Genomic DNA, 26,566 nt, shown 5'->3' with positions numbered 1-26,566 from the left:
TGGGACCGTTGGAAGGGGGACGTCGGGGGGGGGGAACGCACTGATACCCTACCAGCGCCATAAGAAGCCATCAGGAGGCGTCGATGACCGAGTTCCCGAAGAAGACCCTTGCCGATTGGGACAAGCTGGCCGCCAAGGATCTCGGCGCCGACGGTGACCTTTCCAAGCTGGTTTGGAAGACCCCGGAAGGTCTGGACGTCAAGGCGCTCTACACCGCCGCGGACCTCGAAGGGATGGAGCTGGACACGCTGCCCGGCTTCCCGCCCTTCACCCGCGGCCCGCGCGCCACGATGTACGCGGTGAAGCCCTGGACCATCCGGCAATATGCCGGCTTCTCCACCGCGGAGGAGTCGAACGCCTTCTACAAGGCCAATCTCAAGGCCGGCCAGATGGGCCTGTCGGTGGCTTTCGACCTCGCCACCCACCGCGGTTATGACAGCGACCATCCACGCGTCGTCGGCGATGTCGGCAAGGCCGGCGTGGCGATCGACAGCGTCGAGGACATGAAGGTTCTCTTCGCCGACATCCCGCTCGACAAGATGTCCGTGTCGATGACCATGAACGGCGCGGTGCTGCCGATTCTGGCCGGCTACATCGTCGCGGCGGAAGAGCAGGGCGTCAGCCAGGACAAGCTGAGCGGGACCATCCAGAACGACATCCTCAAGGAGTTCATGGTCCGCAACACCTACATCTACCCGCCCGAACCCTCGATGCGGATCATCGCCGACATCATCGAGTACACCTCCCAGCACATGCCGAAGTTCAACTCGATCTCGATCTCCGGCTATCACATGCAGGAGGCCGGGGCGACGGCGGTGCAGGAACTGGCCTTCACTATCGCCGACGGTCTCGAATATGTCCGCGCGGCGATGTCCAAGGGGCTGCCGGTCGACAAATTCGCGCCGCGCCTGTCCTTCTTCTTCTCCATCGGCATGAATTTCTTCATGGAGATCGCCAAGCTGCGCGCCGCGCGCCTGCTGTGGTCCTCCCTGATGCAGGAGAAGTTCCAGCCGAAGGACGCGCGCTCGCTGGCTCTGCGCACCCACTGCCAGACCTCCGGCGTCTCGCTGACCGAGCAGGACCCCTACAACAACGTCATCCGCACCACCATCGAGGCGATGGCCGCGGTGCTGGGCGGCACCCAGTCGCTGCACACCAACGCCTTCGACGAGGCGCTGGGCCTGCCGACGAAGTTCTCCGCCCGCATCGCCCGCAACACCCAGCTGATCATCGCGGAGGAAGCCGGCGTCACCAAGGTGGTCGATCCGCTCGGCGGCTCCTACTACATCGAGCATCTGACCAACAGCCTCGCCAACGCCGCGCTGGAACTGATCGGCCGCGTCGAGGAGATGGGCGGCATGACCAAGGCGGTCGAGAGCGGCATGCCCAAGCTGCTGATCGAGGAGGCCGCCGCCCGCCGTCAGGCCGCCATCGACCGCGGCGAGGAGGTGATCGTCGGCGTCAACAAGTACCGTCCGGAGAACCCCGAGGGGGTGGACGTGCTGGACATCGACAACACCGCCGTCCGCGAGGCGCAGATCGCCCGGCTGAAGCAGATCCGCGCCAGCCGCGACGAGGCCAAGTGCCAGGAGGCGCTGGCAGCATTGACCAAGGCCGCCGCCGAGAAGACCGGCAACCTGCTGGCTCTGTCGGTGGAGGCCACCCGCGCCCGCGCCACCGTCGGCGAGATCTCCGACGCGCTGGAGAAGGCCTTCACCCGCCATGTCGCCGTCATCCGCTCGGTGTCCGGCGTCTACGGCTCGGCCTATGAGGGCGACGAGGGCTTCAGGAAGATCCAGGAGGAGGTGGCGTCCTTCGCCGCCGAGGAAGGCCGCCGGCCGCGCATCCTGGTGGTGAAGATGGGCCAGGACGGCCACGACCGCGGCGCCAAGGTGATCGCCACCAGCTTCGCCGACATCGGCTTCGACGTCGACATCGGGCCGCTGTTCCAGACCCCGGACGAGGCGGCGCGGCAGGCGGTGGAGAACGACGTCCATGTCATCGGCGTGTCGTCCCAGGCCGCCGGCCACAAGACGCTGGTGCCGCAACTGATCGAGGAACTGCGCAAACAGGGCGCTGGCGACATCCTGGTGGTGTGCGGCGGCGTGATCCCGCCGCAGGATTACGACTTCCTCTACAAGGCGGGCGCCGCGGCGATCTACGGCCCGGGCACCAACATCCCGAAGGCTGCGTCGGACATCCTGGGCATCCTGCGCAAGCAGAAGACGGCAGCTTGATGAGCGGAAGCGGGAAGGGTGCCGACTCTTCCCGCTTTTGATTCAGGTGGCTGTGGTGCTTCAGTTTGAAATTTGACGGGGCGACGCGCGGTAGTGGCATCGCCCCGTCGCCTTCATTGATCCCAATCCAGATCCCGAATGGCCTGCCGCCGCTCCTGTATGGTCGGCTCAATTCCGTAGCGTCGTGGATTGCCGCACATCCAGCAACTGCACACTGCCAGATTGTCGGCGACCTTTTGCGGAACGTCGGCCCAAGGGAGAATACGCCGAGCCTTCACGACCATACGAGCCCGCTCATGCCGGCGGCGCGCCCGCGTCATGTCTTTAGACATCTTGCCTCTCCTAGCTCGATGCCCCGGCGCGTCCCGTCCAACATTGGACGGCGCTGCCGGGGCTATCGTGGCTTGGGAGGAGAGGCGACCGAATTCGTCATGCCGGTATTTTAGTCGCGGGTCGGGACGGTGTCACGCCCCCGTTTCCGGAGTTGGGATAAGTCGGTCAAACTCCACAGATTTCAAACCGAGACACAATCCAGGTGGCCCTGAACTGGACAGGATAGAGCAGCGGCACTATCCTCATTGCAGTGACGTATGGTCGGGAGCCGTTCGATGTCCAGGATTGATCCAGCCAGAAAGAGCGAGCGTCCCGTTTCCGATGCGCTGGACAATGCATCCCGTGTGTCGTCCATGGATGCTGACAAGAAGAAATGGATGGAAGACAATCGGGCGGCGTTCGCTGCCTACGATGCGTTGGTGGACCGGCTTGGCCTTTTCGGTGAAGAGTACCGGAATTTCGAATGAGATTTCTCGACGTTTGCCTCAATCCGGCGGCGAAGGGAAAGAAAAATCACCCCATTCCCTATCTCTTGATCGTTCAGGGTGATTATGTCGGTATCGACAGAACCCGTGTGGTCGTTCCGTTGATCCGGGCGTCCGAAGTTGAAGACCCGATTCCCAAAATTATGCCGTTGATCATGGTCGGCAATGAGCAATTCGTCGTCGTGACGCCCCAGATCGTCGCTTTGCCCGTTGCGCAAATCGGTGCCGTCGTCGCGTCCGCATCCGATGCTCATTCCGACATCCGCCGCGCCATCGATGTCCTGACAGGCGACTTTTGACCGTCACCGCCGAAACCGACCTCTATGCGCCCGTGAAGGCCTTCCTCGAAGCCCAGGGTTACGACGTGAAGGCTGAGATTCACGGCTGCGATCTCGTCGCCACGCGCGGCGGCGAGCCGCCGGTGATCGTCGAGTTGAAGAAGCGCTTCACGCTCGACCTCGTGCTGCAAGGGGTGGACCGGCTGGCGATCAGCGACAGCGTCTATCTCGCCGTGCCGCAGCCGGGGCGAAAGGCGACCGGGCCGTCACCGCTGGACACTGACGTGAAGAAGCTCTGCCGCCGGCTGGGTCTCGGCCTGCTGATGGTCGATCCGGGGCTGGCGGAGGAGCGGCGCGTCACCGTGCTGCTCGATCCCGTTCCCTATTCCCCGCGCAAGGACAAGAAGCGCACGCACCGCCTGCTGGGCGAGCATGCCCGCCGGGTCGGCGATCCCAACCGGGGCGGCTCCACCCGCGTCGCCATTGTCACCGCCTATCGCCAGGACGCGCTGCGCATCGCCCGCATGCTGCGCGACGGGCCGCTGACCGTTGCCGCCTTGCGCAAGGCCGGGGCGCCGAAGGATGTCGGACCGATGCTGCAGCGCAATGTCTATGGCTGGTTCGAGCGGGTCGGGCGCGGCACCTATGGGCTGACCCCGGAAGGCGTCCAGGGGGTGGAGGCGTTCGCCCATGCCCTGGCGGAGGCGTGACACCCCGCACCGCCAAGCCTATGATCGTCGTCACCCAATCCACGATCACAAAAGGCTGGAGCCCGCTTTGTCGGACTACATCAGCAATCTCGTCGTCTTTTTCGTCGTCGTCGATCCGCCGGGGCTGGTGCCGCTGTTCATCGCGCTGACCCGCGGCTTCGACGAGCGGCACAAGCGGATCATCGCGCTGCGCGGCAACGCCATCGCCTTCGTGGTGCTGGTCTTCTTCGCCTATTTCGGCAAGGTCGTGCTGCAGACCCTGTCGATCGAAATGCCGGCCTTCCGCATCGCCGGCGGGGCGCTGCTGTTCTGGATCGCTTTCGAGATGCTGTTCGGCAAGCGCTCCGAACGCAAGGAGCGCGACACCGGCGAGGCGATGACCGACGAGGACGCGCACGATGTCGCCGTCTTCCCGCTGGCGGTGCCGCTGATCGCCGGGCCGGGCGCCATCACCTCCATCCTGCTGCTGATGGACCGCGTCGGCACCACGGTGGCGGGGCAGGTCAGCGTGCTGGGCGCCGCAGCGACGGTGATCGGCGGGGTGACGCTGATCCTGCTGGGCGCCGACCGGGTGGGGCGGCTGCTGGGACGGACGGTGATCCACACGGTCAGCCGCGTGCTGGGCATCGTGCTGGCGGCGCTGGCCGCTCAAACGGTGATTTCCGGCATCACGGCGGTTTATCCACCGCATTGATCGGGCCGTCCCACTGATCTGACCGTCCAAAGGGGCAGTGCGCGCGGCAAAGCGCATCTCTCCTACCGCTTTCCGTGGTCCGGCTTAAGCCCGAAAGACTAGTCCCCTTTCCGGCCCAATCACGCACCCTACATGGGGTCTTGCCACTGCCGCGCCGGGTTCCGCCCGGCGCTTGGCGTGTCATCGCGCCCAAACAATAGAGGCGGCGGCCATGGACCTCGATCCATTGATCCTGTCGCGGATCCAGTTCGCGTTCACGATCTCCTTCCACATCCTGTTCCCCAGCTTCACCGTGGGACTTGCCTGCTGGATCGCGCTGTTGGAAGCGCTGTGGGTGGGCACCGGCAAGGGCATCTACCGCAGCCTGTCGGAGTTCTGGACGCGGATCTTCGCGCTGTCCTTCGGCCTGGGCGTGGTGTCGGGCATCGTCATGTCCTATCAGTTCGGCACCAACTGGAGCCGCTGGTCCGACACGGTGGGCAATGTCCTTGGCCCGCTGATCCAGTACGAGGTCGTGACCGCCTTCTTCCTCGAGGCCGCCTTCCTCGGCATCCTGCTGTTCGGGCGCGACCGGGTGCCGCGCGGCATCCACCTGATGGCGGCCTGTCTGGTGGCACTGGGCACGCTGCTGTCGTCCTTCTGGATCCTGTCGGCCAACAGCTGGATGCACACCCCGGCCGGCTTCGAGATCCGGGACGGCCGCTATTTCGTCACCGACTGGTGGCAGGTGGTGTTCAACCCGTCCTTCCCCTATCGCCTGGCCCACATGGTGACGGCGATGTTCCTCACCACCAGCTTCGTCGTCGCCGGCATCAGCGCCTTCTACCTGCTGAAACGCCGGCATCTCGACCATGCGAAGCTGGGGCTCGGCATGGCGCTCGGCCTCATCACCGTTCTGGCGCCCCTGCAGATTTTCCTCGGCGACGAGCATGGGCTGAACACGCTGGAATACCAGCCGGCCAAGATCGCCGCGATGGAGGGCAATTGGGAGGGCGGCCCGCGCGCGCCGCTGGTGCTGTTCGCCATCCCCGACGTGGAGAAGGAGACCAACCATCTGGAGATCGGCATCCCGGCCCTGTCCAGCCTGATCCTGACCCATGACTTCAACGGCACGGTCCCCGGCCTGAAGCAGTTCCCGGCCGACGAGCGGCCCGATCCGCGCATCATCTTCTGGACCTTCCGCCTGATGGTCGGCATCGGCCTGTTGATGCTGACGGTGGCGGCGGTGCATCTGGTGCTGCGCTTCCGCGGCCGGCTCTTCACGACCGACTGGTTCCTGCGCGTGCTGGTCGGCTGCATGCCCATCGGCTTCGTCGCCATCCTGGCCGGCTGGTTCACCACCGAGATCGGGCGCCAGCCCTGGGCGGTCTATGGCCATCTGCGCACCGCCGACGCGGTGACGCCGTCGTTGACGACGGAGGCGGCGCTGATCTCGCTGCTGTCCTTCGTCGTCGCCTACACCATCATCTATGGCGCCGGCACCTATTACCTGATCCGCCTGCTGCGCACCGGCCCGACGCACATCCACGATGCCCCCCAACCGCCGGAGGCGCAGAGCCCGAAACGGCCGCTGTCGGCCACCGACCAGTCCCTCGAAGCGGCGGAGTAAGCCCGATGCAGGAAATTGCGGAAGGAAGCCTGCTGACCCTGATCTGGGTCGGGATCGTCGGCTTCGCGGTGTTCATGTATGTGCTGATGGACGGCTTCGACCTCGGCATCGGCATCCTCTACCCCTTCGCCCCGACGGAGGAGGACCGCGACACCATGATGAACACGGTGGCGCCGGTCTGGGACTTCAACGAGACTTGGCTGGTTCTGGGCGGCGCCGGGCTGTTCGCCGCCTTTCCCATCGCCTATGCCGTGGTCCTGCCGGCGATGTATCTGCCGCTGCTGGTCATGCTGATCGCCCTGATCTTCCGCGGCGTCGCCTTCGAATTCCGGTTCAAGGCGCGGGCTGGGCGGCATTGGTGGAACCGTTCCTTCTTTCTCGGCTCGCTGCTGGCCACCTTCGCGCAGGGCGTCGTGCTGGGGTCGTTCATCCAGGGGATTCCGGTCTACGGGCGGCAGTTCGTCGGCGGCATGCTGCACTGGCTGTCGCCCTTCAGCCTGTTCTGCGGGGCGGCGCTGGTGGTGGGCTATGCGCTGCTCGGGGCGACATGGCTGATCTGGCGGACCATCGGGCCGTTGCAGGACTGGTGCTTCCGCGTGGCGCGGCTGCTGATGCTGGTGGTGCTGGCCGGCGTCGCGGTGGTCAGCCTGTGGACGCCCTTCCTGCTGCCGCAGATCGCCGGGCGCTGGTTCTCCATGCCCAACCTGATCTTCCTGTCGCCGGTGCCCATCGTCACGGTGGTGCTGGCCATCGCCCTGTGGCGGGCCATCGACAAAAGCCGGGATGTGGCGCCCTTCGTGCTGTCGATGGCGCTGTTCGGCCTGTCCTATCTCGGCCTCGCCATCAGCCTGTGGCCGCACCTGATCCCGCCGGGCGTCACCGTGTGGGAGGCCGCGGCCCCGCCGGAGACGCAGGTGTTCCTGCTGGTCGGCATGGCCTTCCTGATCCCGGCGATCCTGGGCTACACCGCCTATTCCTACTGGATCTTCCGCGGAAAGGTGACGGGCGCCTTCGGTTACCATTGAGCGGACGGGGCGCCCCGGCCTAAAAGGGGCTCCGTCGTCAGGGAGGAGGGCTCGGCCATGGACATCGACATCAGCTTTGCGGAGGCCGTGCTGCGCCGTGGCGCCGCCCTGCTGGAAGCGGAAGCGGAAGCCGCGGGCACCGATCCCTTCGCCGTGCTGGCCCGTCTGATGGCCGCCGCCGCGGCGACCGACGCCCCGCTGGTGGTGCTGAGCGAGGGCGGCAGCCACCCCGCCCTGTTCGACGAGGCGAACCGCCGGGCGGCGGAGCCGCTGACCGCCCGCCTTGCCGGCCTCGCCGCCACCCGGCAAAGCGAGCGCGCCGCGATGTACGAGTTCGACGGCACCGGCCCGCTGACCGGGAACCGCATCGTCGCCGCCCTGCTGCGGCCGGAGGAGCGGGCCGACCTGCTGCATGTCTACATCGCCGTCGGCCGCCTGCGCGGGGGCGAGGCGCAGATCACCGTGCCGCCCGCCCTGCTGCGCTTCGACGCCGCGGCGCTGGGGCAGACGCTGGGGCTGCTTGGCGATGCGGTTTCGCGCAGCGCGAACGCCGCCACCGCGGCGCTGGCCCATGCCGCCGCCATCCTCCCGATGGAAGGCCATGAGGAAGGCGGCATGCCGGCGGCCCTGCTGGACCTCTACTGGCATGCGCTCACGCTGGCGTCGGTGCGGGCGGCCGGCGGATTGGCGACGATGACGCCGGAGGGGAGTGCGTAAGGGTTGGCTTTAGACCTTGCTCAATTCCCCCTCCCTAACCCTCCCCCGCTTCGCGGGAGAGGGGACTGCCGCTGAATTTTTGCAAAGCTCCGGCCCCCTCTCCCGCGGAACGCGGGGGAGGGATGGGGAGGGGGCAGGATTGGTTCAGAAAGGCGCAAACCTCCGCCCTCTTTTGCAAATCGTTTGAAACTCTTTCCCGCGCTGCCGATCTGGTGACAGAGTCGACGTCGGTGAAATACTGCGTCACATCGTCACCAGTTCATCGGGAGCAGCCATGCGCCAGCGCCTCCGCTTCTATCTCGGGGACGAGCTTCGGGAGATCGACGCGGTCGATCCGACCCTGACGGTGCTCGACTGGTTGCGGCTGTCGGAACGGCGGGTCGGAACCAAGGAAGGCTGTGCGGAGGGCGATTGCGGCGCCTGCACCGTGGTGGTCGGCCGGCTGGACGGCGATACGCTGCGCTACGAGGCGGTGAACGCCTGCATCCGCTTCCTCGCCACGCTGGACGGCTGCCGGCTGCTGACGGTGGAGCATCTGAAGGGACCGGATGGCGCGCTGCACCCGGTGCAGCAGGCGATGGTCGATTGCCACGGCTCGCAATGCGGATTCTGCACGCCGGGCTTCGTCATGTCGCTGCTTGCGCTCTACCTGAACGAGGAGCGGCCGGACGGCCAGCGGATCGACGACGCGCTGGCCGGCAACCTGTGCCGCTGCACCGGCTATGAACCCATCGTCCGCGCCGCCCATGCCATGTACGGCATCGGCGACCGGGATGCCGACCGCTTCGCCGACCGCGCCGCCATGGCGGAAAAGCTGCAGGCCTTGCGCGACGAGGAAATCCTCAGCGTCGGGGCCGGCGGGCGCCGGTTCCTGGCGCCGGCCACGGCGCCGCAACTGGCGCAGCTCCTGCTCGACAACCCCGGCGCCACCATCGTGGCGGGGGCGACCGATGTCGGGCTTTGGGTGACCAAGTTCCAGCGCGTGCTGGCGACGGTGATCTACACCGGCCGGGTCCGCGCCCTGCGGCGGATCGAGGATCGCGGCGACGCGCTGGTGATCGGCGCCGGCGTGACCTACAGCGACGCGGCGGAGCGGATCGCCGCGCTCTATCCCGATTTCGGCGAGCTGATCCGCCGCATCGGGGCGGAGCAGGTGCGCAACATGGGCACCATCGGCGGCAACATCGCCAACGGCTCCCCCATCGGCGACACGCCGCCGGCGCTGATCGCCTGCGGCGCCACCCTGCGGCTGCGGCTCGGCGAGGAGACGCGCGAACTGCCGCTGGAGGACTTCTTCATTGAATACGGCAAGCAGGACCGCCGCGAGGGCGAGTTCGTCGAGGCGGTGATCCTGCCCAAACCGGCGGCGGGGGAGCGGTTCCGTGCCTACAAGATCGCCAAGCGCTTCGATCAGGACATCTCCGCCGTCTGCGGCGCCTTCCGCCTGACGCTGGACGGCGAGGGGCGGGTGGCCGACATCCGCATCGCCTTCGGCGGCATGGCCGGCACGCCGAAACGCGCCGGTGGGGCGGAGGCGGTGCTGCTGGGCCGCCACTGGACCGAGGAAACCGTGCGCCAGGGGATGGAGGCGCTGGCGGACGATTACGCGCCGTTGTCGGACTGGCGGGCCAGCGCGGCCTATCGCTCCACAGTGGCTGCGAATTTGCTGATGAAGCTGTATGTCGAGACCAGCGACCCGGCGGCGGAGACCCGTCTGGTCGGCGACCGGAGGCTTGCACATGCCTGATTCCATGGCGCCTGACGTCACGACCCCCATCGCACCAATCGTCGCTCCGGAGCGCATCCAGGGCGCCGTCCATGATCCGCGCCGGCACGAAAGCGCGCACAAGCATGTCAGCGGCGAGGCGGTCTATGTCGACGACATCGCTGAGCCGGCCGGGCTGCTGCATGTCTATCTGGGCTTGAGCAGCCGTGCGCATGCGCGCATCCGCGCCATCGACCTGTCGCCGGTCCGCCACGCTCCCGGCGTGGTCGCGGTCTTCACCGCCGAGGATGTGCCGGGGGTGAACGATATCGGCTGCATGGGAAAGCATGACGAGCCGCTGTTCGCCTCGACCCTGGTCGAGCATGTCGGCCAGCCGATCTTCGCCGTCGCTGCCGAAACCCGCGACCAGGCCCGCCGCGCCGCCAGGCTGGCGGTGATCGAGTATGAGGATCTGCCGGCCCTCCTGACCATTGCCGCCGCGCGCGACGGCGAGCGGACGCTGGTCACCGCGCCGATGACGCTGCGGGTGGGCGACGCCGACGCGGCGCTGGCCGAGGCGCCGCACCGGGTGGAGGGCAGGCTCGCCATCGGCGGGCAGGAGCATTTCTACCTGGAAAGCCAGATCGCCATGGCGGTGCCGGGCGAGGATGGCGAGATGCTGATCCACGTCTCCACCCAGCACCCGACGGAAGTGCAGCACATCGTCGCCCATGTGCTGGGCCTGCCCAGCGCCGCGGTGACGGTGGAGGTGCGGCGGATGGGCGGCGGCTTCGGCGGGAAGGAGACGCAGTCCAACCTGTTCGCCGCCTGCACCGCGCTGGTCGCCAAGCGCACCGGCCGCGCCGCCAAGCTGCGCCCCGACCGTGACGACGATTTCCAGATCACCGGCAAGCGCCATGATTTCGAGATCGACTATCGCGTCGGCTTCGACGACAGCGGGCTGATCAAGGGCGTGGACATGCTGTTCGCGGCCCGCGCCGGCTATGCCGCCGACCTGTCCGGCCCGGTGACCGACCGTGCGCTGTTCCATGCCGACAACGGCTATTTCTATCCGGCCGCACGGCTGGAATCCTTGCCGCTGAAGACCAACACGGTGTCCAACACCGCCTTCCGCGGCTTCGGCGGCCCGCAGGGCATGGTCGCGGCGGAGCGGGTGATCGATGAGATCGCCTTCGCGCTGGGCAAGGACCCGCTGGAGATCCGCAAGCGGAACTTCTACGGCACCGATCCCGAAAGGGACGGCCGCAACCTGACGCCCTACCACCAGACCGTCACCGACAACATCCTGCCGGAACTGGTGGCGCAGTTGGAGGAAACCAGCGCCTATTGGGCGCGGCGCGAGCAGATCCGCGCCTTCAACGCCAAGAACCGCATCCTGCGCAAGGGGCTGGCGCTGACGCCGGTGAAGTTCGGCATTTCCTTCACCGCCAGCCACTACAATCAGGCCGGCGCCCTCGTTCACGTCTACACCGACGGCAGCATCCAGCTGAACCATGGCGGGACCGAGATGGGGCAGGGACTCTACACCAAGGTCGCCCAGGTGGTGGCGGAGGAGTTCCAGGTCGACATCGCCACCATCCGCCCGACCGCCACCAACACCGGCAAGGTGCCCAACACTTCGGCCACCGCCGCATCGTCCGGGTCCGACCTGAACGGCAAGGCGGCGCAGGCGGCGGCCCGAACCATCAGGGAGCGGCTGGTCGCCTTCGCCGCGGCCCATTGGGGCGTCGCTCCCGACGCGGTGCGGTTCCAGCGCAACCGGGTGCTGGTCGGCGATCGCGACATGAGCTTCGCCGATCTGGTGCGCGCCGCCTATATGGCGCGGGTGCAGCTGTCGGCCACCGGATTCTACAAGACGCCGAAGATCCATTGGGACCGCGCGGCCGGGCGCGGCACGCCCTTCTATTACTTCGCCTATGGCGCCGCCTGTGCCGAGGTGACGGTGGACACGCTGACCGGCGAGTATGTCGTCGACCGGGTGGACATCCTGCATGACTGCGGCCGCTCGCTGAATCCGGCCATCGACAAGGGCCAGATCGAGGGCGGCTTCGTCCAGGGCATGGGCTGGCTGACCATGGAGGAGCTGTGGTGGGACGCGCAGGGCCGCCTGCGCACCCACGCGCCCAGCACCTACAAGATTCCGGCCTGTTCGGATCGTCCGCGCATCTTCAACGTGGCGCTTCTGGAAAATGCGCCGAACCGCGAGGACACAATCTTTCGCTCCAAGGCGGTGGGCGAGCCGCCCTTCATGCTGGGCATGTCGGTGTTCCACGCCCTGTCCGACGCGGTGGCGAGCGTGGCCGGGCATCGGGTCTGCCCAAGGCTCGACGCGCCGGCCACGCCGGAGCGGGTGCTGGGCTGCATCGCGGCGTTGCGGGAGCGGGTGCGTGGTGGCGACGAATGCCCCCTCCCTAACCCTCCCCCGCCGTTGGCGGTGGAGGGGACTGCCGCCGCCTCGCAAAAGGCCCCCTCTCCTGCTGGAAGCGGGGGAGGGTCGGGGAGGGGGCAAGGCACTTCGCCACTCTCCCCCGAACCGGCATGACCTCCCTCTCCACCACACTCGCCACTTGGCTGTCCCAGGGCGCCCCCGCCATCCTCGTCACCGTCGCCGAGGCGCGCGGCTCCACCCCGCGGGAGGAAGGGGCCGGCATGCTGGTGGGGAGGAAGGCTTGCGCCGGCACCGTCGGCGGCGGCCGGTTGGAATGGACCGCCATCGCCACTGCGCGCCGGATGCTGGAGGATGGCAGTGCGGCCGAAGCGCTCGACCTGCCGCTGGGGCCGGCAACGGGGCAGTGCTGCGGCGGGCATGTCGTGCTGCGCCTGGAACGGGCCGATGCCGGTATCCTCGCCGCTTTGCAGGAGCGGGAGCGCCGGGAACTGACGGCGCGTCCGACCCTGCTTCTGTTCGGCGCCGGCCATGTCGGCCGTGCGATGGCGGCGGCCTTCGCCCCGCTGCCGCTGCGCCTGCTGTGGATCGACGGGCGGGCGCAGGAGTTCCCCGAGACCATTCCTGCCGGAGTGGAGCGCATCCTGACCGACAGCCCGCTCGACCCGCTGGCGAGCGCGCCGGCCGGGTCCGGCTATCTGGTGCTGACCCACAGCCACGCGCTGGATTTCGAGATTGCCGAGGCGGCCTTGCGCCGGGGCGATGCCGCCTATGTCGGCATGATCGGCTCGGCGACCAAACGGGCGAAGTTCGAGCGCTGGTTCCGGGCGCGGGGGAGGGATGCGGGGACGCTCGAAGGGCTGACCTGTCCCATCGGTGCCGCGCTGACCGGCGACAAACGGCCGGAGGTGATCGCGGCGCTGGCGGCGGCGGAGTTGCTGATGGCGTTCGCGCGCCCTCTCACCCCATCGCCTCCGCCCCCGAAACCAGCTCGATCAGTTCATTCGTGACCTGTTCCTGGCGCAGGTGGCGCGCCGTCGCGGTCAGTTCATCGAGCGTGGCTTCGATGTTGTGGCGGGCGGTCATCATGGTGGTGAGGCGGGCGGCATTCTCCGCGGCGAAGCTTTCCATCGCGGCGTCGGCCAACAGGGCGAAGACATACTCGTCCACCAGCCGGGCGATCAACTCGCGCGGCGGCATGTTGATCAGCGGCGGCACCGTCCGGGCACCGTCCCGCGGCAGGCCGAGCGGCAGCAGCGGCCGGCGCACCAGTTCCGGCGGCGCACCAGCGTTGGTGCGGCCATAGAGCAGTTCCACCCGGCCCAGCCGCCCGTCCGCCGCGGCGCGATAGAGGGCATCGGCGATGCGCCGGGCGGTGGCGGTTACGGCGTCGGTGTTGGTCGCCATCGCCGTGCACCAGGCGGGCGAACGGCCGCGTTCCTCCAGCAGGGCGGCGCCGCGCTGGCCGACGACCCACAACGCACAGCCGGGCGGGGCGGTCAGCGCCATCTCGACCAGCCGTTCGGCGAAGGCGCCGACGAAGCCATGTTCCGGCGCGAACAGCACAAGAGCGGAATGGCCGTGCCCATTCACCGGCCACTGCGTCGGGGCGTCTTCCAGCAGCATGGCCGCCTGAGCCAGCGCCCCGGCGATCACCTCGGCATAGGCGCGGGTGCCGGCCAGCGTGCCGAGCGCCTGCTGCAGCCGCATCGCGGCCAGCGAGCGCATGACGTCGGTCACCGCCCCCAAATCCTGCACGCTGGCCTTACGCGCCTCGACCTCCGTCAACCGCTCGGTCATGACGTCTCTCCAGGCGTTTTCCCGCCAAGGCCCGCGGCCGCCTGGGCGATCAGGTCGCGCAATGCCGTCTTGGTGGGGTCGTCAAGCGTCTCGCCGATCTGCGGCGGGCGGGCATCGACCAGGGCGGCGAGTGCCGCCTGGAAGCGCGGGATCGCCTCCAGCGGCAAACCGTCCAGCGTGCCGTCGGCCAGCGCCAGCAACTGCGCCGTCTGGACCGCCAGCGGGCGGGGCGACAGGTGGCGCTGAGCCAGCAGGGCCCGCATGCGCTGGCCGTGCGCCACCGCCTTGCGCGTCCGCTCGTCCACCAACCCGCCGAAGCGGGTGAAGACCTCCAGTTCCAGGAACTGGGCATAGTCGAGCCGCAGCGGTTCGGCGAGACTGCGCAGCACCGGCGGCTGCGCCTTGCCGCCGACGCGGGATACGCTGCGGCCGATGTCCACCGCCGGCTTCTGCCCCTCGTAGAACAGCTTGGCGTCGAGGCAGACCTGCCCATCGGTGATGGAGATCAGGTTGGTCGGGATGTAGGCCGACAGATTGCCGCTCTGGGTTTCGGCGATGGGCAAGGCGGTCAGCGAGCCGCCGCCCTTGGCGGCCGTCAGCTTGGCCGCACGTTCCAGCAGGCGGCTGTGCAGGTAGAAGACATCGCCGGGATAGGCCTCGCGCCCCGGCGGGCGGCGCAGCAGGAGGGAGATCTGGCGGTGGACCGCCGCATGCTTGGTCAGATCGTCGACGATGACCAAGGCGTGACGGCCGCTGTCGCGGAAATATTCGGCCATGGTGAAGCCGGCATAGGGGGCCAGCCATTGCAGGCCGGGGGCGGAATCGGCGGCGGCGATGACGAACAGGGTGCGCGCCGCCGCACCGCCCTGGCGCACCGCCTCGATCGCCGCGCGCACGCCGGACGCCTTCTGCCCGACGGCGACATAGACGCAGAACACGTCGCCGTCCGTCTGGTTGAGGATGGCGTCCACCGCGATGGCCGTCTTGCCGGTGGCGCGGTCGCCGATCAGCAACTCGCGCTGGCCACGGCCGAGCGGGAACATGGCGTCGATGACCACGGTCCCGGTCAGCAGCGGTTCGGACACCGCCGCGCGTTCCGCGATGGTCGGGGCGGGACGCTCCACCGGCTCCCACCCTTCGGCCTCCACCGGCGGGCCGTCATCCAGCGGGTTGCCCAGCGGGTCGACCACCCGCCCCATCAGCTTGTCGCCGACCGGCACGCGCAGCACCGTTCCGGTGCCGTGGACGGTGCCGCCGGCCGAAACCTTCGTGGCATCGCCGAGCAGGACGCAGCCGATCTGCTCGTCCAGATCCATGGCCAGCCCGGCGACGCCGCCGGGGAACAGCAGAAGCTCGTCCACCCGGACATCGGGCAGGCCGGAGACATGGGCGATGCCGTCGCCGACCGACTCCACCCGTCCGACCGATTCCAGCCGCGCAGCCGTTTCCAACCCGTCCAGCCGGCGCAGCGCGCCCGGCATCCAGGCGTCGAGCGCGTCCTCAAGCGAGGGCGTCGGCAGCGCTTCTCGTGGAGTCATGACGGGTTATCTCCTCCTTCGCCTCGGCCAGCGTCTGCTTCCAGCTGCGGCGGACGACGCTGTGGGCAAAATGCAGTTCCACCCCGGCGATCAGCGACGGGTCCTCGACCAACTCCAGCGCCACCGGCCGGCCGAGTGCCGCCGCCAGCCGGTCACGCGCCAGGGCGGCGTCCTCCGCCGACAGCAGGGATGCTGTGGAAAGGTGCACCGGCACCGGGTCGATGCCGTCGGCGAGTGCATGGCGCTGGGGATCACTCAAGGACTCCACCGCGGCGCAGGCCTCGTCCAGCAGGGGACGGGTCAGGGCATTCGCCGGGGCGTCGCGCAGAAGCCGGGTCGCCAGTTGGGTGCCGAGATCGGCGGCATGGCGGCGCAGCGCGTCCAAAGCCTGCGCCCGCTCGTCGGCCAACCGGTTGCGGGCCTCCTCCAGCGCGTGGTCGGCCTCCTGCCTCGCCTTCTCCAGCAGGGCGGCGCGTTCGGCCTCGGCTTCGGCGCGGGCGGCGGCGATCAGGCGGTCGCGTTCGGCGGGCAGGGCGGTGCGCTGCGCCTCCAGGGTCTGGCGTGCCGCTTCGGCGGCCTGCCGCGCGGCCTCGGCCTCGGTGCGGACGCGCTCGGTGGCGGCCTGCCGCTCGGCGATCACCGCCAGGATCGGGCGGTAGAGGAAGCGGCGCAGCAGCCAGACCAGGATCAGGAAATTGACCGCCTGGAGCAGAAGCGTCCAACCGTCGATATGCATGACGGACCTCGGGGTTGCGGCGCTCAGGCGAACGGGTTGGCGAACAGCAGAAGCAGCGCCACGACAAGGCAGTAGATCGCCATGGTCTCGATCATCGCCAGACCGACGAACAGGGTGCGCGACAGGGTGTTGGCGGCTTCTGGCTGGCGGGCGATGGCCTCCATCGCGGCGGCGACGGCACGGCCCTCGGCCAATGCCGGGCCGATGGCGCCGACCGACACCGCCAGTGCGGCGCCGAGGATGCTGATGGCATGGACGTCCATGGTTCTTAGCCTTTCTCGATTGTTCCGACGGCGCCGCCGATGAAGACCGCGGCGAGAATGGTGAAGATGTACGCCTGGACGAGGCCCAGCAGCAGTTCCAGCGCCATCAGCGGCACCGGCACGAACAGGCCGGCCAGCGACAGCACGATGGCGATCACGAACTCCCCGCTCATCACATTGCCGAACAGGCGGATCGACAGCGAGAAGGCGCGCGTCAGCTCCGACAGCAGGTTCAGCGGCAGCAGCAGCGGGGTGGGGTGGGCGAAGCCCTTCAGATAGGCCCACAGGCCGCGCCGGCGGATGCCCAGCGCCTGGGAGGCCAGCAGCACGACCAGCGCCAGCGCCATCGCCGTCTCCAGGAAGGCGGTCGGCGCCTTCAACCCCGGCACCAGCCCCGACAGGTTGGCGACCGCCAGATAAAGGAACAACGTGCCCAACAGCGGCAGGAAGGGGGTGGCGTCGGTCTGCATCGTCTCAGCGATCTGCCGGCGCAGGCTTTCCACCACCAGCTCCAATACGGTCTGGGCTGGGCCGGGCCGCTCCACCCGCAGCCGCCGGGTCGCCAGCGCGGAACCGAGCGCCATGACCGCCATCAGCCCCCAGGTGACGACGACCGGCAGCGTGACCGGAACCGGACCCAGCAGGAAGACAACCGGCGTGGTCAGCGGGGATTCGGTCATGGCGTCCCCTCCTGCGCCCGCCTTTCCCGGCGGACCACGACGGTGCGGGCCAGTTGGAAGCCGACGAGCATCGCCAGCAGCGCCTCTGCTCCGCCCCAGATGGCGGCGATGGTGAATCCGGCGGTGGCGCCGGCCAGCCGCAGCAGATAGAGCGGCACCGCCCGGCGGACCCCGCCCAGCGCATAGAGCCGTGCCGTCGCCGCCAGCCCGCGGAAGAACAGGACGCCGAGTACCAGACCGGCCAGAGCCCCGGCGACGATGGGAAGGAGGTAAGGCGCGGTCGTCATGTCAGCGTTCCTGCTCGATGCGGTTCCAGGCGAGCCATCCGCCGAGCACCACGCCCGCGAACAGCAGCGCCGCCGTCCAGAAAATGCCGCCGCCGGCCCGCGCGTCGAGCCAGCGCCCGGCGAACAGGCCGGCCAGCGTCGGTACGATCACCAGCCAGCCCAGTGCCCCGATCAGGGCGAGGTTGCGGCCCATCGGCCGTTCGCCCTCGCGCAGCCAGTGCTCCCGCCGTTCGCGGCGGCGGCGGACGCTGTCGGGAAGCGGATCCTGCTCGTCGGTCATGGCGCGTCCTCCCCGCCGTCGGGGGTGGGTGCGAAGGGCCCGCCAGGATTCTCCGAACGGCGGCGGTCCGGGCGCAGATAGGCCAGGATGTGGCGGATCGCGGCCAGATGCATGCGGCGGGCACCGGACCGCGCCTCCCCCTCCTCCTCCACGTTGCGGCGGAAGCGGGCCAGCACGTCGCGTTCCAGCGCGTGCAGGTCATCGCCGGGTACCGCTTCGCGCGTCGCCACCGCGATCCGCGCACCGTCGTGGATGGTCAGCACCCCGCCGCGCACGGCGCAATGGCCCTCCCGCCCGTCGGCACCGCGCCAGCTGATGACGGAGATCGCCAGGGCGGTCAGCAGGTCGGCATGGCCGGGCCAGATGCCGAAGGCGCCGCTGGCATCCTCCGCCCGCAGATGGCGGAGACCGGTGAGCCGGGCGGCGACGGAGGTGGGTGTGGTGATGATGAGGGAAAGGTCGCTCATGTGCCCCTCCCGGCGCTGTCGCGCTCGCGGACCTGATCCAGGGTTCCGGTCATGAAGAAGGCGCTTTCGGCCCAGTCGTCGCAGTCGCCGTCCAGGATGGCGCGGCAGCCCTTCAGCGTCTCTTCCAGCGGCACGCTGACGCCGGCATGGCCGGTGAAGGCCTCCGTCACCATGAAAGGCTGGGTCAGGAATCGCTGCAGGTGGCGGGCGCGGCGCACGGCCAGACGGTCGGCGGCGCTCAGCTCCTCCATGCCCAGCAGCGCGATGACGTCCTGCAATTCGCGGTAATGGGCGATGGTCTTGCGCACCTCCTCCGCCAGCCGGTAGTGCGCCTCCCCCACCACCAGCGGGTCGAGCAGGCTGGAGGTGGAGGTCAGCGGGTCGACCGCCGGGTACAGCCCCTCCGCCGCCATGGCGCGCGACAGCACGATGGAGCTGTCGAGATGGCTGAACAGCTCCGCCACCGCCGGATCGGTGAAGTCGTCGGCCGGGACATAGACCGCCTGGATCGCCGTCACCACCGCACCGGGGGTGGAGGCCACCCGCTCCTCAAGCTCGGCGATCTCGCTGGCGAGCGTGGGCTGATAGCCGACGCGCGACGGCAGGCGGCCCAGCAGACCCGACACCTCGGCACCGGCCTGGACGAATCGGAAGACGTTGTCCATCAGCAGAAGCACGTCGCGCCGTTCCTCGTCACGGAAATGCTCGGCGATGGTCAGCGCGGTCAGCCCGACGCGCCAGCGCGCGCCCGGCGGCTCGTTCATCTGGCCGAAGACGAGCGCGGTGCGGTCGAGCACGCCGGAGCGCTTCATCTCCTCCCACAACTCCTGCCCCTCGCGGGAGCGTTCGCCGATGCCGGCGAAGACGGAGATGCCGGTGTGGCGCTCCACCATCTTGCGGATCAGCTCCATCACCAGCACGGTCTTGCCGACCCCGGCGCCGCCGAACATCGCCGCCTTGCCGCCGCGGGCCATCGGGGCCAGCAGGTCGATCACCTTGATGCCGGTTTCCAACAGATCGCGGCGCGGACTGCGGCGGGCGAGCGGCGGCGGGGCGCGGTGGATCGGGGCGCGCGGGGTGTCGGGCGGCAGCTCCGGCCCGTCGTCGCGCGCCAGCCCCATGACGTCGATCAGCCGGCCCAGCACCGCGTCGCCCACCGGGGCGGTCAGCGGACTGCCGGTGGAGCGGGCCGGTGTGCCGCGCTGCAGACCGGAGGTGCCTTGGAGCGCGATGGCGCGCGCGGTCTGGGCGTCGAGGTGGCTCTGCACCTCCGCCACCAGCCGTTCGGGGCCGTCCCACAGGATCTCCACCGCCTCGAACAGCGGCGGCATCGCCGCTTCGGGAAAGCGGAGGTCGATGACCGAGCCACGGACGGCGACCACCTGTCCGGTGGCCGGAATCATGGTGGCAGGTTGGTCGGAGAACTGGGTCGCGGAAGGCAGTGCGGACATGGTCACTCCAGCCGGTCGGGCGGGACGGGAACCGTGCGGAATGGTGGCGGCCAGGGCGGTGCCGCGGGAAGAGGCCTCCCCGACCTTCCCCCGGCGGGCGGGGGAAGGGGCGCCGGGATGCCCCTGTTGAAGGTTTCCGCCGGGAAACCTCCGCCGGGGGCGGCGCCATCGGGGTGGAGGACAATACGTCAACCAGATCGACCACCAGACCTCAGCATAGCCCCCTTCGCCGTGTCGCTGCATTGCGTCAAATCAAACCCTGCCCCTATGGAATCGCTCTGACGGGGGCTTGGCCGGCGGGAAGGCCGTCGGCCCGGATGGTGATGGCGACGCGGCGGTTGCGGGCCAGCGATGCCGGATCGCCGCCGGCGGACAGCGGCCGGGTGTCGGCGAAGCCCACCGCCGACAAACGGTCCGGCGGCAGCCCCAGCTCGATCAGCCGGCGGACCACGCTGGCCGCCCGGCCGCCGGACAGCTCCCAGTTGGAGGGGAAGCGGCGGTTGCCGATCGGCGTGGAGTCGCTGTGTCCCTCCACCACCACCTCGCCACGGGTCGCCGCCAGCGTCGGGGCCAGCCGGCGCAGCAGCCCGTCGCCGCCCGGCGTCAGGTCGGCCTGTCCGGGGGCGAAAAGGATGCCGTCGCCGATGACGATGCCGACCCGGTTCTGCCGCACATCGACCGCCACGCTGGGCGGCACGCCCAGCTTCGCCAGGGCTTCGCGCCACCGTGCCGCGACCAGATCGGGGGCGGTCACCGCCACTTCGTCGTCGTCCAGGCGCGGGCGCGGGTCGGGCGGTCGGGTCGGCTCTGGCGGAGCGGGCTGGGGAACCATTGCCGGTTCCGCTTCGTCGAACAGGGGCGGGAGCGTTGCGGTCGTCTGGAGCGCGACGGCGGGCGTTTCCGGCTGTGGCGTGGTCGGCAGCTGGTCCTTCAGCGTCGTGATCGCCAGCAGCATGACGAACACCGACAGCAGGAGCGTGACGAGGTCGGAGTAGCTGAGCAGCCAGATCTCCTGGTCGTCGTCCGCCGCCGCGGGCAGCAGGCCGCCGGTCGTTCCGAAATTGGTCGCCCAGGTGGGGGTGGCGAGGTCCTGCGCGTCGTCCGGCGCCAGATCCCGGTCCCGCACCCCGTCGTCAGGAGGTGCCATGGAGTTCGTCCCCGCGCTCGCGCACGAACTCGGCAAGCGCTTCGGCGATGACCGTCGGCGAGCGGCCGAGCCGTACCAGGATGATGCCTTCCAGCAGCACGTTCAGCATCGCCACACGCCGTGCCGTGCGCTGTTCCAGCTTGATGGCGATCGGCTTGAAGACGAGGTTGGCCAGAACCACGCCGTACAGCGTCGCCACCAGCGCCACCGACATGTGCTCGCCCACCTGCGAGATCGTCGCGGTGCCGAGCTGCGCCATCATGCCGATTAGCCCGACCAGCGTCGCCAGCAGCCCGAAGGCGGGCGCTAGTCCGGCCAGGGTGCGATACAGGCGCGACTGCACCGATTCCCGCTCGATCAGCTTCTGGATGCGCCAGTTCATCACATGGAGGATGTCGTTGACCGGCGTGCCGTCGGCGATCAGCTGCAACCCCAGCCGCAGGAAGGGGCTGCCGGCCCTGGTTCCCTGTTCCTCCGCCCGCTGGATCTGGCCGCGCTGATACAGGCGGGCGAAGGCCACCAGCTCCGCGATGTCGGGGGCGATGGACTCGTCGTCACGGAAGATCGCGCGGAGCGAGGCCAGGGCGGTGCGCAGTTCGCTGGCCCGGAAGGCCATCAAGGCGGCGACGGCGATACCGCCGGCGATGATGACGGCGCCGGTCGGGTTCCACAGCGCCTCCATCCCATGGCCGATGCCGATGTAGGACAGCAGCCCGAAGGCCCCGAAAAGTCCGAAAACGGTGGCGTTCAGCAGGCGTGGAGAGCGGGAGGCCGCCGGGGCGGGAGACGGTCTGGCGGGCGATTGGGGCGGCGCTTGAGTTGGCGTTTGGACGGACATCCGACGCCTTCGTTGTTCGTTAGCATTTTAACTATTAGGAACCCGTAATGACCGGCTGTCAATTGCGGGGCGCGGATGCCTGGGCCGTGCGGCTGTCAGCCGCGGCCCAACAGCCGGCCGAGCAGGCCGGGGCGGGACGACGGGGGGGGCTCCGCCATTTCCACCAGGGCCGGGGCGGCTTCTTCCGGTTCCTCCGCTTCGTCCGCGACGGGGCGGGGCTGGTTCTCGGACAGGCGGCGGGGGGCGGCGGCTGCGGCATCGGCGGCGCGGCCCTGGAACAGGGTGACTCCGGCGGCGCGTCCGGTATCGAGCGCAGCAGGCCCTTCGCAGCGCCACAGCACCAGCCGCCCGGCACCGAAGCGGGCGACCGCGGCGGAGAGCTTGTCGCCGGCGCCGGCGGCTCCGTGGATCCACTGCGTCTTGATGAAGGCGGGTTCCAGCCCGGCCAAATCGAGACTGTCGAGCGCCGCCAGCGGCACATGGTCCAGCGCCACCGCGAATCCGGCATCGCTGAGGCGACCCGCCGCCGCAACCACCTGGGATGGGGCAAGGGTGAGTTCCCAGCAGGGAAGCTCGGCGGTGATCCGTCCGCGCATCTCCGTCGGAATGGCGCGGGCCAGCTCCTCGAAGTCGTCGTCCAGCGCCGTCGCGGTGTGCAGATCGACGGTGAAGGGGCGGGGATCGTGGGCGCGGTCGCGGGCGATATGGCGCAACAACCCGCGGTCGAGCCGCACCGCCACCTCGTGCCGCAGCCAGGAATCGCGGCGAAGGGACAGGGAGAGGCGGGATTCCAGCTCCTCCAGCGACACCGCCAGTTCGGTGGCGACCACTGCGGCACGGTCGCCGGCGAAGGACCACACCGGCTGTTCGCGAACGATGCTGTCGACATCGGCGCCGTGCAGCACCCGCTCCACCTCCAGCAGATGGGCGAGCGCCGCGGTGGGCGCGCGTTCCGCCGCCTCGCGCAGGGCGGCGGTGGCGTCGTTGGGGAACAGGTCGGCGAACAGCCGCTCCGCCTCCGTCGCCACGTCGTAGCGGGTGGCGTGGAGCGTGCCGAAGCCGTGGGACAGCAGCATGTGGCCCAAAGCCTTCGCCCCGGCGTCGAGCAACGGGCCGGCATCGGCCGGCGCCAGGATCAGCAGGCGGGGGCCGGCCAGCCGGAACACCTCGCGCGGCTGGCTGCCCAACCAGCTTTGCAGATAATGGTCGAGCGTCATGGCGAAGCGGGGATCGCCGCCATGTTCGATCCCACGCAGGTCGGCCAGCAGGGCCGCCAGCGGTTCCGGCGCCGCCCGCAGGGCTTGCAGGCGTGCCAGAACCGTATGACCTGCCGCGTCCGCCATCGCTCCCCTCGATTTCGTCGTCGCTACCGGAGTGTCGCGCCGCGAAATGCTGCTCGCAAGGGGCGATGACGCCGCGGAGGTCGGGACTCAGTCGTCGATCAGCCCATGATCTCGAACTTGATGCCCTGGGCCAGCGGCAGCGCGGAGGAGTAGTTCACCGTCGCGGTCTGGCGGCGCATGTAGGCCTTCCACGAATCCGACCCGGACTCGCGGCCACCGCCGGTCTCCTTCTCGCCGCCGAAGGCGCCGCCGATTTCCGCACCGCTGGGGCCGATGTTGACGTTGGCGATGCCGCAGTCGGACCCGGCGGCCGACAGGAAGCGCTCCGTCTCACGGATGTCGGTGGAGAAGATGCAGGAGGACAGGCCCTGCGGCACCGCGTTCTGCAGCGCGATGGCCTCGTCCAGCGTGTCGTAGGTCAGGACATAGAGGATCGGCGCGAAGGTCTCGTGCCGAACCACCTCGGTCTGGGCCGGCATCTCGACGATGGCGGGGGTGACGTAATAGGCGTTGGGGAAGCGGTCGGTCAGCGTGCGCTCGCCGCCGGTCACCGTGCCGCCCTCGGCCTTCGCGGAGTCCAGCGCGCGCTGCATCGCCTTGAAGGCGTCGGCGTCGACCAGCGGACCCATCAGAACGCCGGTTTCCAGCGGGCTGCCGATCGAAACCGAGGCATAGGCCGCCTTCAGGCGCGGCAGCAGCTGGTCCTTGACCGAGCGGTGGACGATCAGCCGGCGCAGCGTGGTGCAGCGCTGGCCGCAGGTGCCGACGGCGGAGAACAGGATGGCGCGCAATGCCATGTCGAGGTCGGCCGACGGGGCGACGATCATGGCGTTGTTGCCGCCCAGCTCCAGGATGGAGCGGCCGAACCGCTCCGCCACCACCTTGGAAACCTCGCGGCCCATGCGGGTGGAGCCGGTGGCCGAAACGATGGGGAAGCCGGGGTGGGCGACCAGCGCCTCGCCGATCTCACGGCCGCCCTGGACGACCTGGGACAGGTTGGCCGGCGCGTCGCCGAAGCGGGCGACGGCGCGGTCGAAGATGACCTGACAGGCGGCGGCGGTCAGCGGGGTCTTTTCCGACGGCTTCCAGACGACCGGGTCGCCGCAGACCAGCGCCAGCGCCGCGTTCCACGACCACACCGCCACCGGGAAGTTGAAGGCGGAGATGACAAGGCAGGGGCCGGCCGGGTGCCAGGTCTCGCGCATGGAATGGCCCGGACGCTCCGACGCGATGGTCAGGCCGTAGAGCTGGCGCGACAGGCCGACGGCGAAGTCGCAGATGTCGATCATCTCCTGCACTTCGCCCAGGCCTTCCTGGAAGATCTTGCCGGCTTCGAGCGAAACCAGACGGCCGAGATCCTCCTTGGCGGCGCGCAGCTCCTCGCCCAGCAGGCGGACCAGCTCGCCGCGGCGCGGGGCCGGCACCGAGCGCCATGCCTCGAAGGCGCGGGCGGCGTTGGCGACGATGTCCGACACCTGCGACGGCGCGGTCTCCGCCACCGTGGCGAGCGTGGCGCCGTCCACCGGCGACCGGGCGGTGAGACCGGCTTCGCTGGAGGTCAGGCCGAAACGGGAGAGGATGTCGCTGTGCTGCACCGGGGTGGCTCCTTGGGTCTGTAAAGAACTCCCCCTCTCCCCCCCGGGGAGAGGGACGGGGTGAGGGGGATGCGTGGCGGGACTTTTGCGAAAATCCTGCGGTGCTTCCCCCCCCCCCTAACCCTCTCCCCGGGGGGGAGAGGGGACTTAGGTGGTGGAGAGTGTTAAATCACTTTCCCATCGCCGCCGCGCGGATCTCGGACAGCGTCCGGGACGGGGTCAGGGCTTCGGGGTCGAGCTTGATGTGGATGATCGCCGGCAGGCCCGACGCGCGGGCGCGTTCGAAGGCCGGGGCGAACTGGTCGGTGGTCTCCACCGTCTCGCCATGGCCGCCATATGCGCGGGCGAAGGCGGCGAAGTCGGGATTCTGCAGCCGGGTGCCGGACACGCGGCCGGGATATTCGCGCTCCTGATGCATGCGGATGGTGCCGTACATGCCGTTGTCGACGACCAGCACGATCACGGCGGCCCCTTCCTGAACGGCGGTTCCGAACTCCAGCCCCGTCATCTGGAAGCAGCCGTCGCCGGCGAAGCACAGCACGTCGCGGGTGCGGTGCTGCAACTTGGCGGCGATGGCGGCGGGCAAGCCGTAGCCCATGGAGCCGCAGACCGGCGCCGCCTGGGTGCCGAAGCGGCGGAAGCGGTGGAAACGGTGAATCCAGGTGGCGTAGTTGCCGGCGCCGTTGGTGAAGATCGCGTCATGTTCCAGCCGTTCGTCCAGCCAAGCCATGATGCGGCCCATCTGCACGTCGCCGGGAATGGCGTCGGGCGGGGTGCTCCAGGCTTCATAGGCGGCGTGCGCGGCCTCGGCGCGGGCCTTCCATTCAGGCTTCGCGGTCAGGCTCAGTTCCGCCACCGCGTCGAGGAAGCCGGCCGGGGTGGCGACCATGCCCAGCGTCGGGCGATAGACGCGGCCGATCTCTTCGGCGCCGGGGTGGATGTGCACCACCGACTTGCCCCCGGTTTTTTGGGGATCGGGGATGCCCAGCAGGTCGTAGCTCTGCGACGGCACTTCGGAGAAGCGGTCGCCCAGCAGGATCAGCAGGTCGCTGTCCCTGACCAGCGCCGTCAGCTTCGGGTTGATGCCCAGCCCGATGTCGCCGGCATAGAGCGGGTGGCAGTGGTCGAACAGCATCTGGCGGCGGAAGGTGACCGCCACCGGCAGCGACAGCTTTTCGGCAAAGCCTTGCAGCGCCGCGACCGACTCCGCCGTCCAGCGGGAGCCGCCGACGACCAGAAGCGGCCGTTCCGCCTTGGCGAGCAGGGCGCCGAAGGACGCCAGCTGCGCCGGCGTGGGGGCGCACTCCACCGGCTCGGCCCACGGGGCGATGGCGACATCGGCTGCCAATGCGGCGGTCTCGGTCAGCGTGTCTTCCGGCAGGGCCAGCACCACCGGACCGGGACGGCCGGCCATCGCGGTGTGGAAGGCGCGGGAGATCATCTCCGGCACGCGGTCGGCGCTGTCGATTTCGGCGACCCATTTGCACATGCCGCCGAACAGCTTGCCGTAATCGACCTCCTGGAAGGCGTCGCGACCTCGCATGCCGCGTTCGATCTGGCCGACCAGCACGACCAGCGGGGTTTCGTCCTGCTGGGCGACATGGATACCCGACGCGGCATTGGTGGCGCCGGGGCCGCGGGTGACGAGGCAGACGCCGGGGCGGCCGGTCAGCTTGGCCTGCGCCTCCGCCATCATCGCCGCACCGCCTTCGTGACGGGCGACGACCATCTCGATCGGGCTGTCGTGCAGGGCGTCCAGCACGGCGAGATAGCTCTCGCCCGGCACGCCGAACACCCGCCGCACGCCTTGCGCCTCCAGCGCTTCGACGATCAACTGACCACCGGTCTTCATCGCGATGCCGCCCCGCCCAGCCTATGGGAATTTTCCGGATCTCCAGGATAGCGAGCGTGCCGTGCCGTGCGCCAGGGCGCAAACGACTT

Annotated in this window: 26 protein-coding genes; 11 read left to right on the top strand and 15 right to left on the bottom strand. The window is 69.2% G+C overall.

The features are described from left to right. The first annotated feature begins 83 nt into the window (after positions 1–83). Positions 84–2,237, top strand: a complete 2,154-nt coding sequence (gene scpA, locus FZ029_RS11980) for a methylmalonyl-CoA mutase (RefSeq protein ID WP_149269437.1) — start codon at positions 84–86, stop codon at positions 2,235–2,237. 113 nt (positions 2,238–2,350) lie between these two features. Here the strand turns inward: scpA and FZ029_RS11975 are convergent, their stop codons facing one another. Continuing rightward, positions 2,351–2,569, bottom strand: a complete 219-nt coding sequence (locus FZ029_RS11975; protein WP_149269436.1) for a hypothetical protein — start codon at positions 2,567–2,569, stop codon at positions 2,351–2,353. A gap of 276 nt (positions 2,570–2,845) precedes the next feature. On the opposite strand from FZ029_RS11975, the gene FZ029_RS11970 reads away from it, so the two are divergent. From FZ029_RS11970 to xdhC, 10 genes are all read left to right on the top strand, one after another. After that, positions 2,846–3,037 carry a type II toxin-antitoxin system CcdA family antitoxin gene (locus tag FZ029_RS11970; protein ID WP_188051906.1) on the top strand — a complete coding sequence of 64 codons (192 nt, stop codon included), beginning with the start codon at positions 2,846–2,848 and terminating at the stop codon, positions 3,035–3,037. Next, entirely contained in the window at positions 3,034–3,354 is a 321-nt protein-coding gene (locus FZ029_RS11965; protein ID WP_149269434.1) for a CcdB family protein, read from the top strand. Before FZ029_RS11970 ends, FZ029_RS11965 begins: the two co-directional genes overlap by 4 nt. Further along, positions 3,351–4,043, top strand: a complete 693-nt coding sequence (locus tag FZ029_RS11960; RefSeq protein ID WP_149269433.1) for a DUF2161 family putative PD-(D/E)XK-type phosphodiesterase — start codon at positions 3,351–3,353, stop codon at positions 4,041–4,043. The genes FZ029_RS11965 and FZ029_RS11960 overlap by 4 nt, the downstream gene beginning before the upstream one ends. 67 nt (positions 4,044–4,110) lie before the next feature. Then, a complete protein-coding gene (locus FZ029_RS11955; RefSeq protein WP_149269432.1) occupies positions 4,111–4,737 on the top strand; it encodes a MarC family protein in 627 nt (208 codons plus the stop codon). A gap of 211 nt (positions 4,738–4,948) precedes the next feature. Continuing rightward, a complete protein-coding gene (locus FZ029_RS11950) occupies positions 4,949–6,346 on the top strand; it encodes a cytochrome ubiquinol oxidase subunit I (protein WP_149269431.1) in 1,398 nt (465 codons plus the stop codon). Positions 6,347–6,351: 5 nt separating this feature from the next. Continuing rightward, positions 6,352–7,371, top strand: coding sequence for a cytochrome d ubiquinol oxidase subunit II (gene cydB, locus FZ029_RS11945; RefSeq protein ID WP_149269430.1), 1,020 nt, complete (start codon positions 6,352–6,354; stop codon positions 7,369–7,371). Between the two features lie 57 nt (positions 7,372–7,428). Further along, positions 7,429–8,088, top strand: coding sequence for a hypothetical protein (locus tag FZ029_RS11940; RefSeq protein WP_149269429.1), 660 nt, complete (start codon positions 7,429–7,431; stop codon positions 8,086–8,088). A gap of 274 nt (positions 8,089–8,362) precedes the next feature. Continuing rightward, a complete protein-coding gene (gene xdhA / locus FZ029_RS11935; protein WP_149269428.1) occupies positions 8,363–9,835 on the top strand; it encodes a xanthine dehydrogenase small subunit in 1,473 nt (490 codons plus the stop codon). Next, entirely contained in the window at positions 9,828–12,356 is a 2,529-nt protein-coding gene (gene xdhB / locus FZ029_RS11930; protein ID WP_247892272.1) for a xanthine dehydrogenase molybdopterin binding subunit, read from the top strand. Before xdhA ends, xdhB begins: the two co-directional genes overlap by 8 nt. Beyond that, a complete protein-coding gene (gene xdhC, locus FZ029_RS11925; protein WP_149269427.1) occupies positions 12,353–13,210 on the top strand; it encodes a xanthine dehydrogenase accessory protein XdhC in 858 nt (285 codons plus the stop codon). Before xdhB ends, xdhC begins: the two co-directional genes overlap by 4 nt. Here the strand turns inward: xdhC and FZ029_RS11920 are convergent. From FZ029_RS11920 to FZ029_RS11855, 14 genes are all read right to left on the bottom strand, one after another. Next, a complete protein-coding gene (locus tag FZ029_RS11920) occupies positions 13,161–14,000 on the bottom strand; it encodes a FoF1 ATP synthase subunit gamma (RefSeq protein ID WP_149269426.1) in 840 nt (279 codons plus the stop codon). The genes xdhC and FZ029_RS11920 overlap by 50 nt on opposite strands. Further along, positions 13,997–15,538 carry a F0F1 ATP synthase subunit alpha gene (locus FZ029_RS11915; protein ID WP_149269425.1) on the bottom strand — a complete coding sequence of 514 codons (1,542 nt, stop codon included), beginning with the start codon at positions 15,536–15,538 and terminating at the stop codon, positions 13,997–13,999. Before FZ029_RS11915 ends, FZ029_RS11920 begins: the two co-directional genes overlap by 4 nt. Further along, complete coding sequence (locus tag FZ029_RS11910; protein ID WP_149269424.1) at positions 15,501–16,274, bottom strand: F0F1 ATP synthase subunit delta; 774 nt, start codon at positions 16,272–16,274, stop codon at positions 15,501–15,503. Before FZ029_RS11910 ends, FZ029_RS11915 begins: the two co-directional genes overlap by 38 nt. A 23-nt stretch (positions 16,275–16,297) precedes the next feature. After that, entirely contained in the window at positions 16,298–16,537 is a 240-nt protein-coding gene (locus FZ029_RS11905) for a F0F1 ATP synthase subunit C (protein WP_012977203.1), read from the bottom strand. Between the two features lie 5 nt (positions 16,538–16,542). Next, positions 16,543–17,217 carry a F0F1 ATP synthase subunit A gene (locus FZ029_RS11900; RefSeq protein WP_149269423.1) on the bottom strand — a complete coding sequence of 225 codons (675 nt, stop codon included), beginning with the start codon at positions 17,215–17,217 and terminating at the stop codon, positions 16,543–16,545. Further along, a complete protein-coding gene (locus FZ029_RS11895; protein ID WP_149269422.1) occupies positions 17,214–17,504 on the bottom strand; it encodes an ATP synthase subunit I in 291 nt (96 codons plus the stop codon). The genes FZ029_RS11900 and FZ029_RS11895 overlap by 4 nt, the downstream gene beginning before the upstream one ends. A gap of 1 nt (position 17,505) precedes the next feature. Continuing rightward, the gene (locus FZ029_RS11890) at positions 17,506–17,784 is read right to left on the bottom strand and encodes an AtpZ/AtpI family protein (RefSeq protein WP_149269421.1); all 279 of its coding nucleotides are present in this window, start codon (positions 17,782–17,784) and stop codon (positions 17,506–17,508) included. Continuing rightward, on the bottom strand, positions 17,781–18,251 hold the full coding sequence (locus FZ029_RS11885; protein ID WP_149269420.1) for a F0F1 ATP synthase subunit epsilon: 471 nt from the start codon (positions 18,249–18,251) through the stop codon (positions 17,781–17,783). The genes FZ029_RS11890 and FZ029_RS11885 overlap by 4 nt, the downstream gene beginning before the upstream one ends. Next, positions 18,248–19,654: a F0F1 ATP synthase subunit beta gene (atpD, locus tag FZ029_RS11880; RefSeq protein ID WP_149269494.1), complete on the bottom strand. Its 1,407-nt coding sequence runs from the start codon at positions 19,652–19,654 to the stop codon at positions 18,248–18,250. The genes FZ029_RS11885 and atpD overlap by 4 nt, the downstream gene beginning before the upstream one ends. A gap of 313 nt (positions 19,655–19,967) precedes the next feature. Beyond that, on the bottom strand, positions 19,968–20,849 hold the full coding sequence (locus FZ029_RS11875; RefSeq protein WP_149269419.1) for a flagellar motor protein MotB: 882 nt from the start codon (positions 20,847–20,849) through the stop codon (positions 19,968–19,970). Next, entirely contained in the window at positions 20,836–21,687 is an 852-nt protein-coding gene (locus tag FZ029_RS11870) for a MotA/TolQ/ExbB proton channel family protein (protein WP_149269418.1), read from the bottom strand. The genes FZ029_RS11875 and FZ029_RS11870 overlap by 14 nt, the downstream gene beginning before the upstream one ends. A gap of 95 nt (positions 21,688–21,782) precedes the next feature. After that, positions 21,783–23,030 (bottom strand): EAL domain-containing protein, encoded by a 1,248-nt coding sequence (locus FZ029_RS11865; protein WP_149269417.1) that lies wholly within the window; start codon positions 23,028–23,030, stop codon positions 21,783–21,785. A gap of 98 nt (positions 23,031–23,128) precedes the next feature. After that, positions 23,129–24,625, bottom strand: a complete 1,497-nt coding sequence (locus tag FZ029_RS11860; RefSeq protein ID WP_149199273.1) for an aldehyde dehydrogenase family protein — start codon at positions 24,623–24,625, stop codon at positions 23,129–23,131. A gap of 169 nt (positions 24,626–24,794) precedes the next feature. Beyond that, positions 24,795–26,477, bottom strand: coding sequence for a thiamine pyrophosphate-binding protein (locus FZ029_RS11855; RefSeq protein WP_149269416.1), 1,683 nt, complete (start codon positions 26,475–26,477; stop codon positions 24,795–24,797). Between the last annotated feature and the right edge of the window lie 89 nt (positions 26,478–26,566).

Source organism: Azospirillum sp. Sh1 (assembly GCF_008365135.1).
In the GTDB taxonomy this organism is placed as follows: domain Bacteria; phylum Pseudomonadota; class Alphaproteobacteria; order Azospirillales; family Azospirillaceae; genus Azospirillum; species Azospirillum oryzae.
The sequence above is the reverse complement of the archived record's forward strand: the minus strand, read 5'-3'. Positions and strand labels throughout refer to the sequence as shown.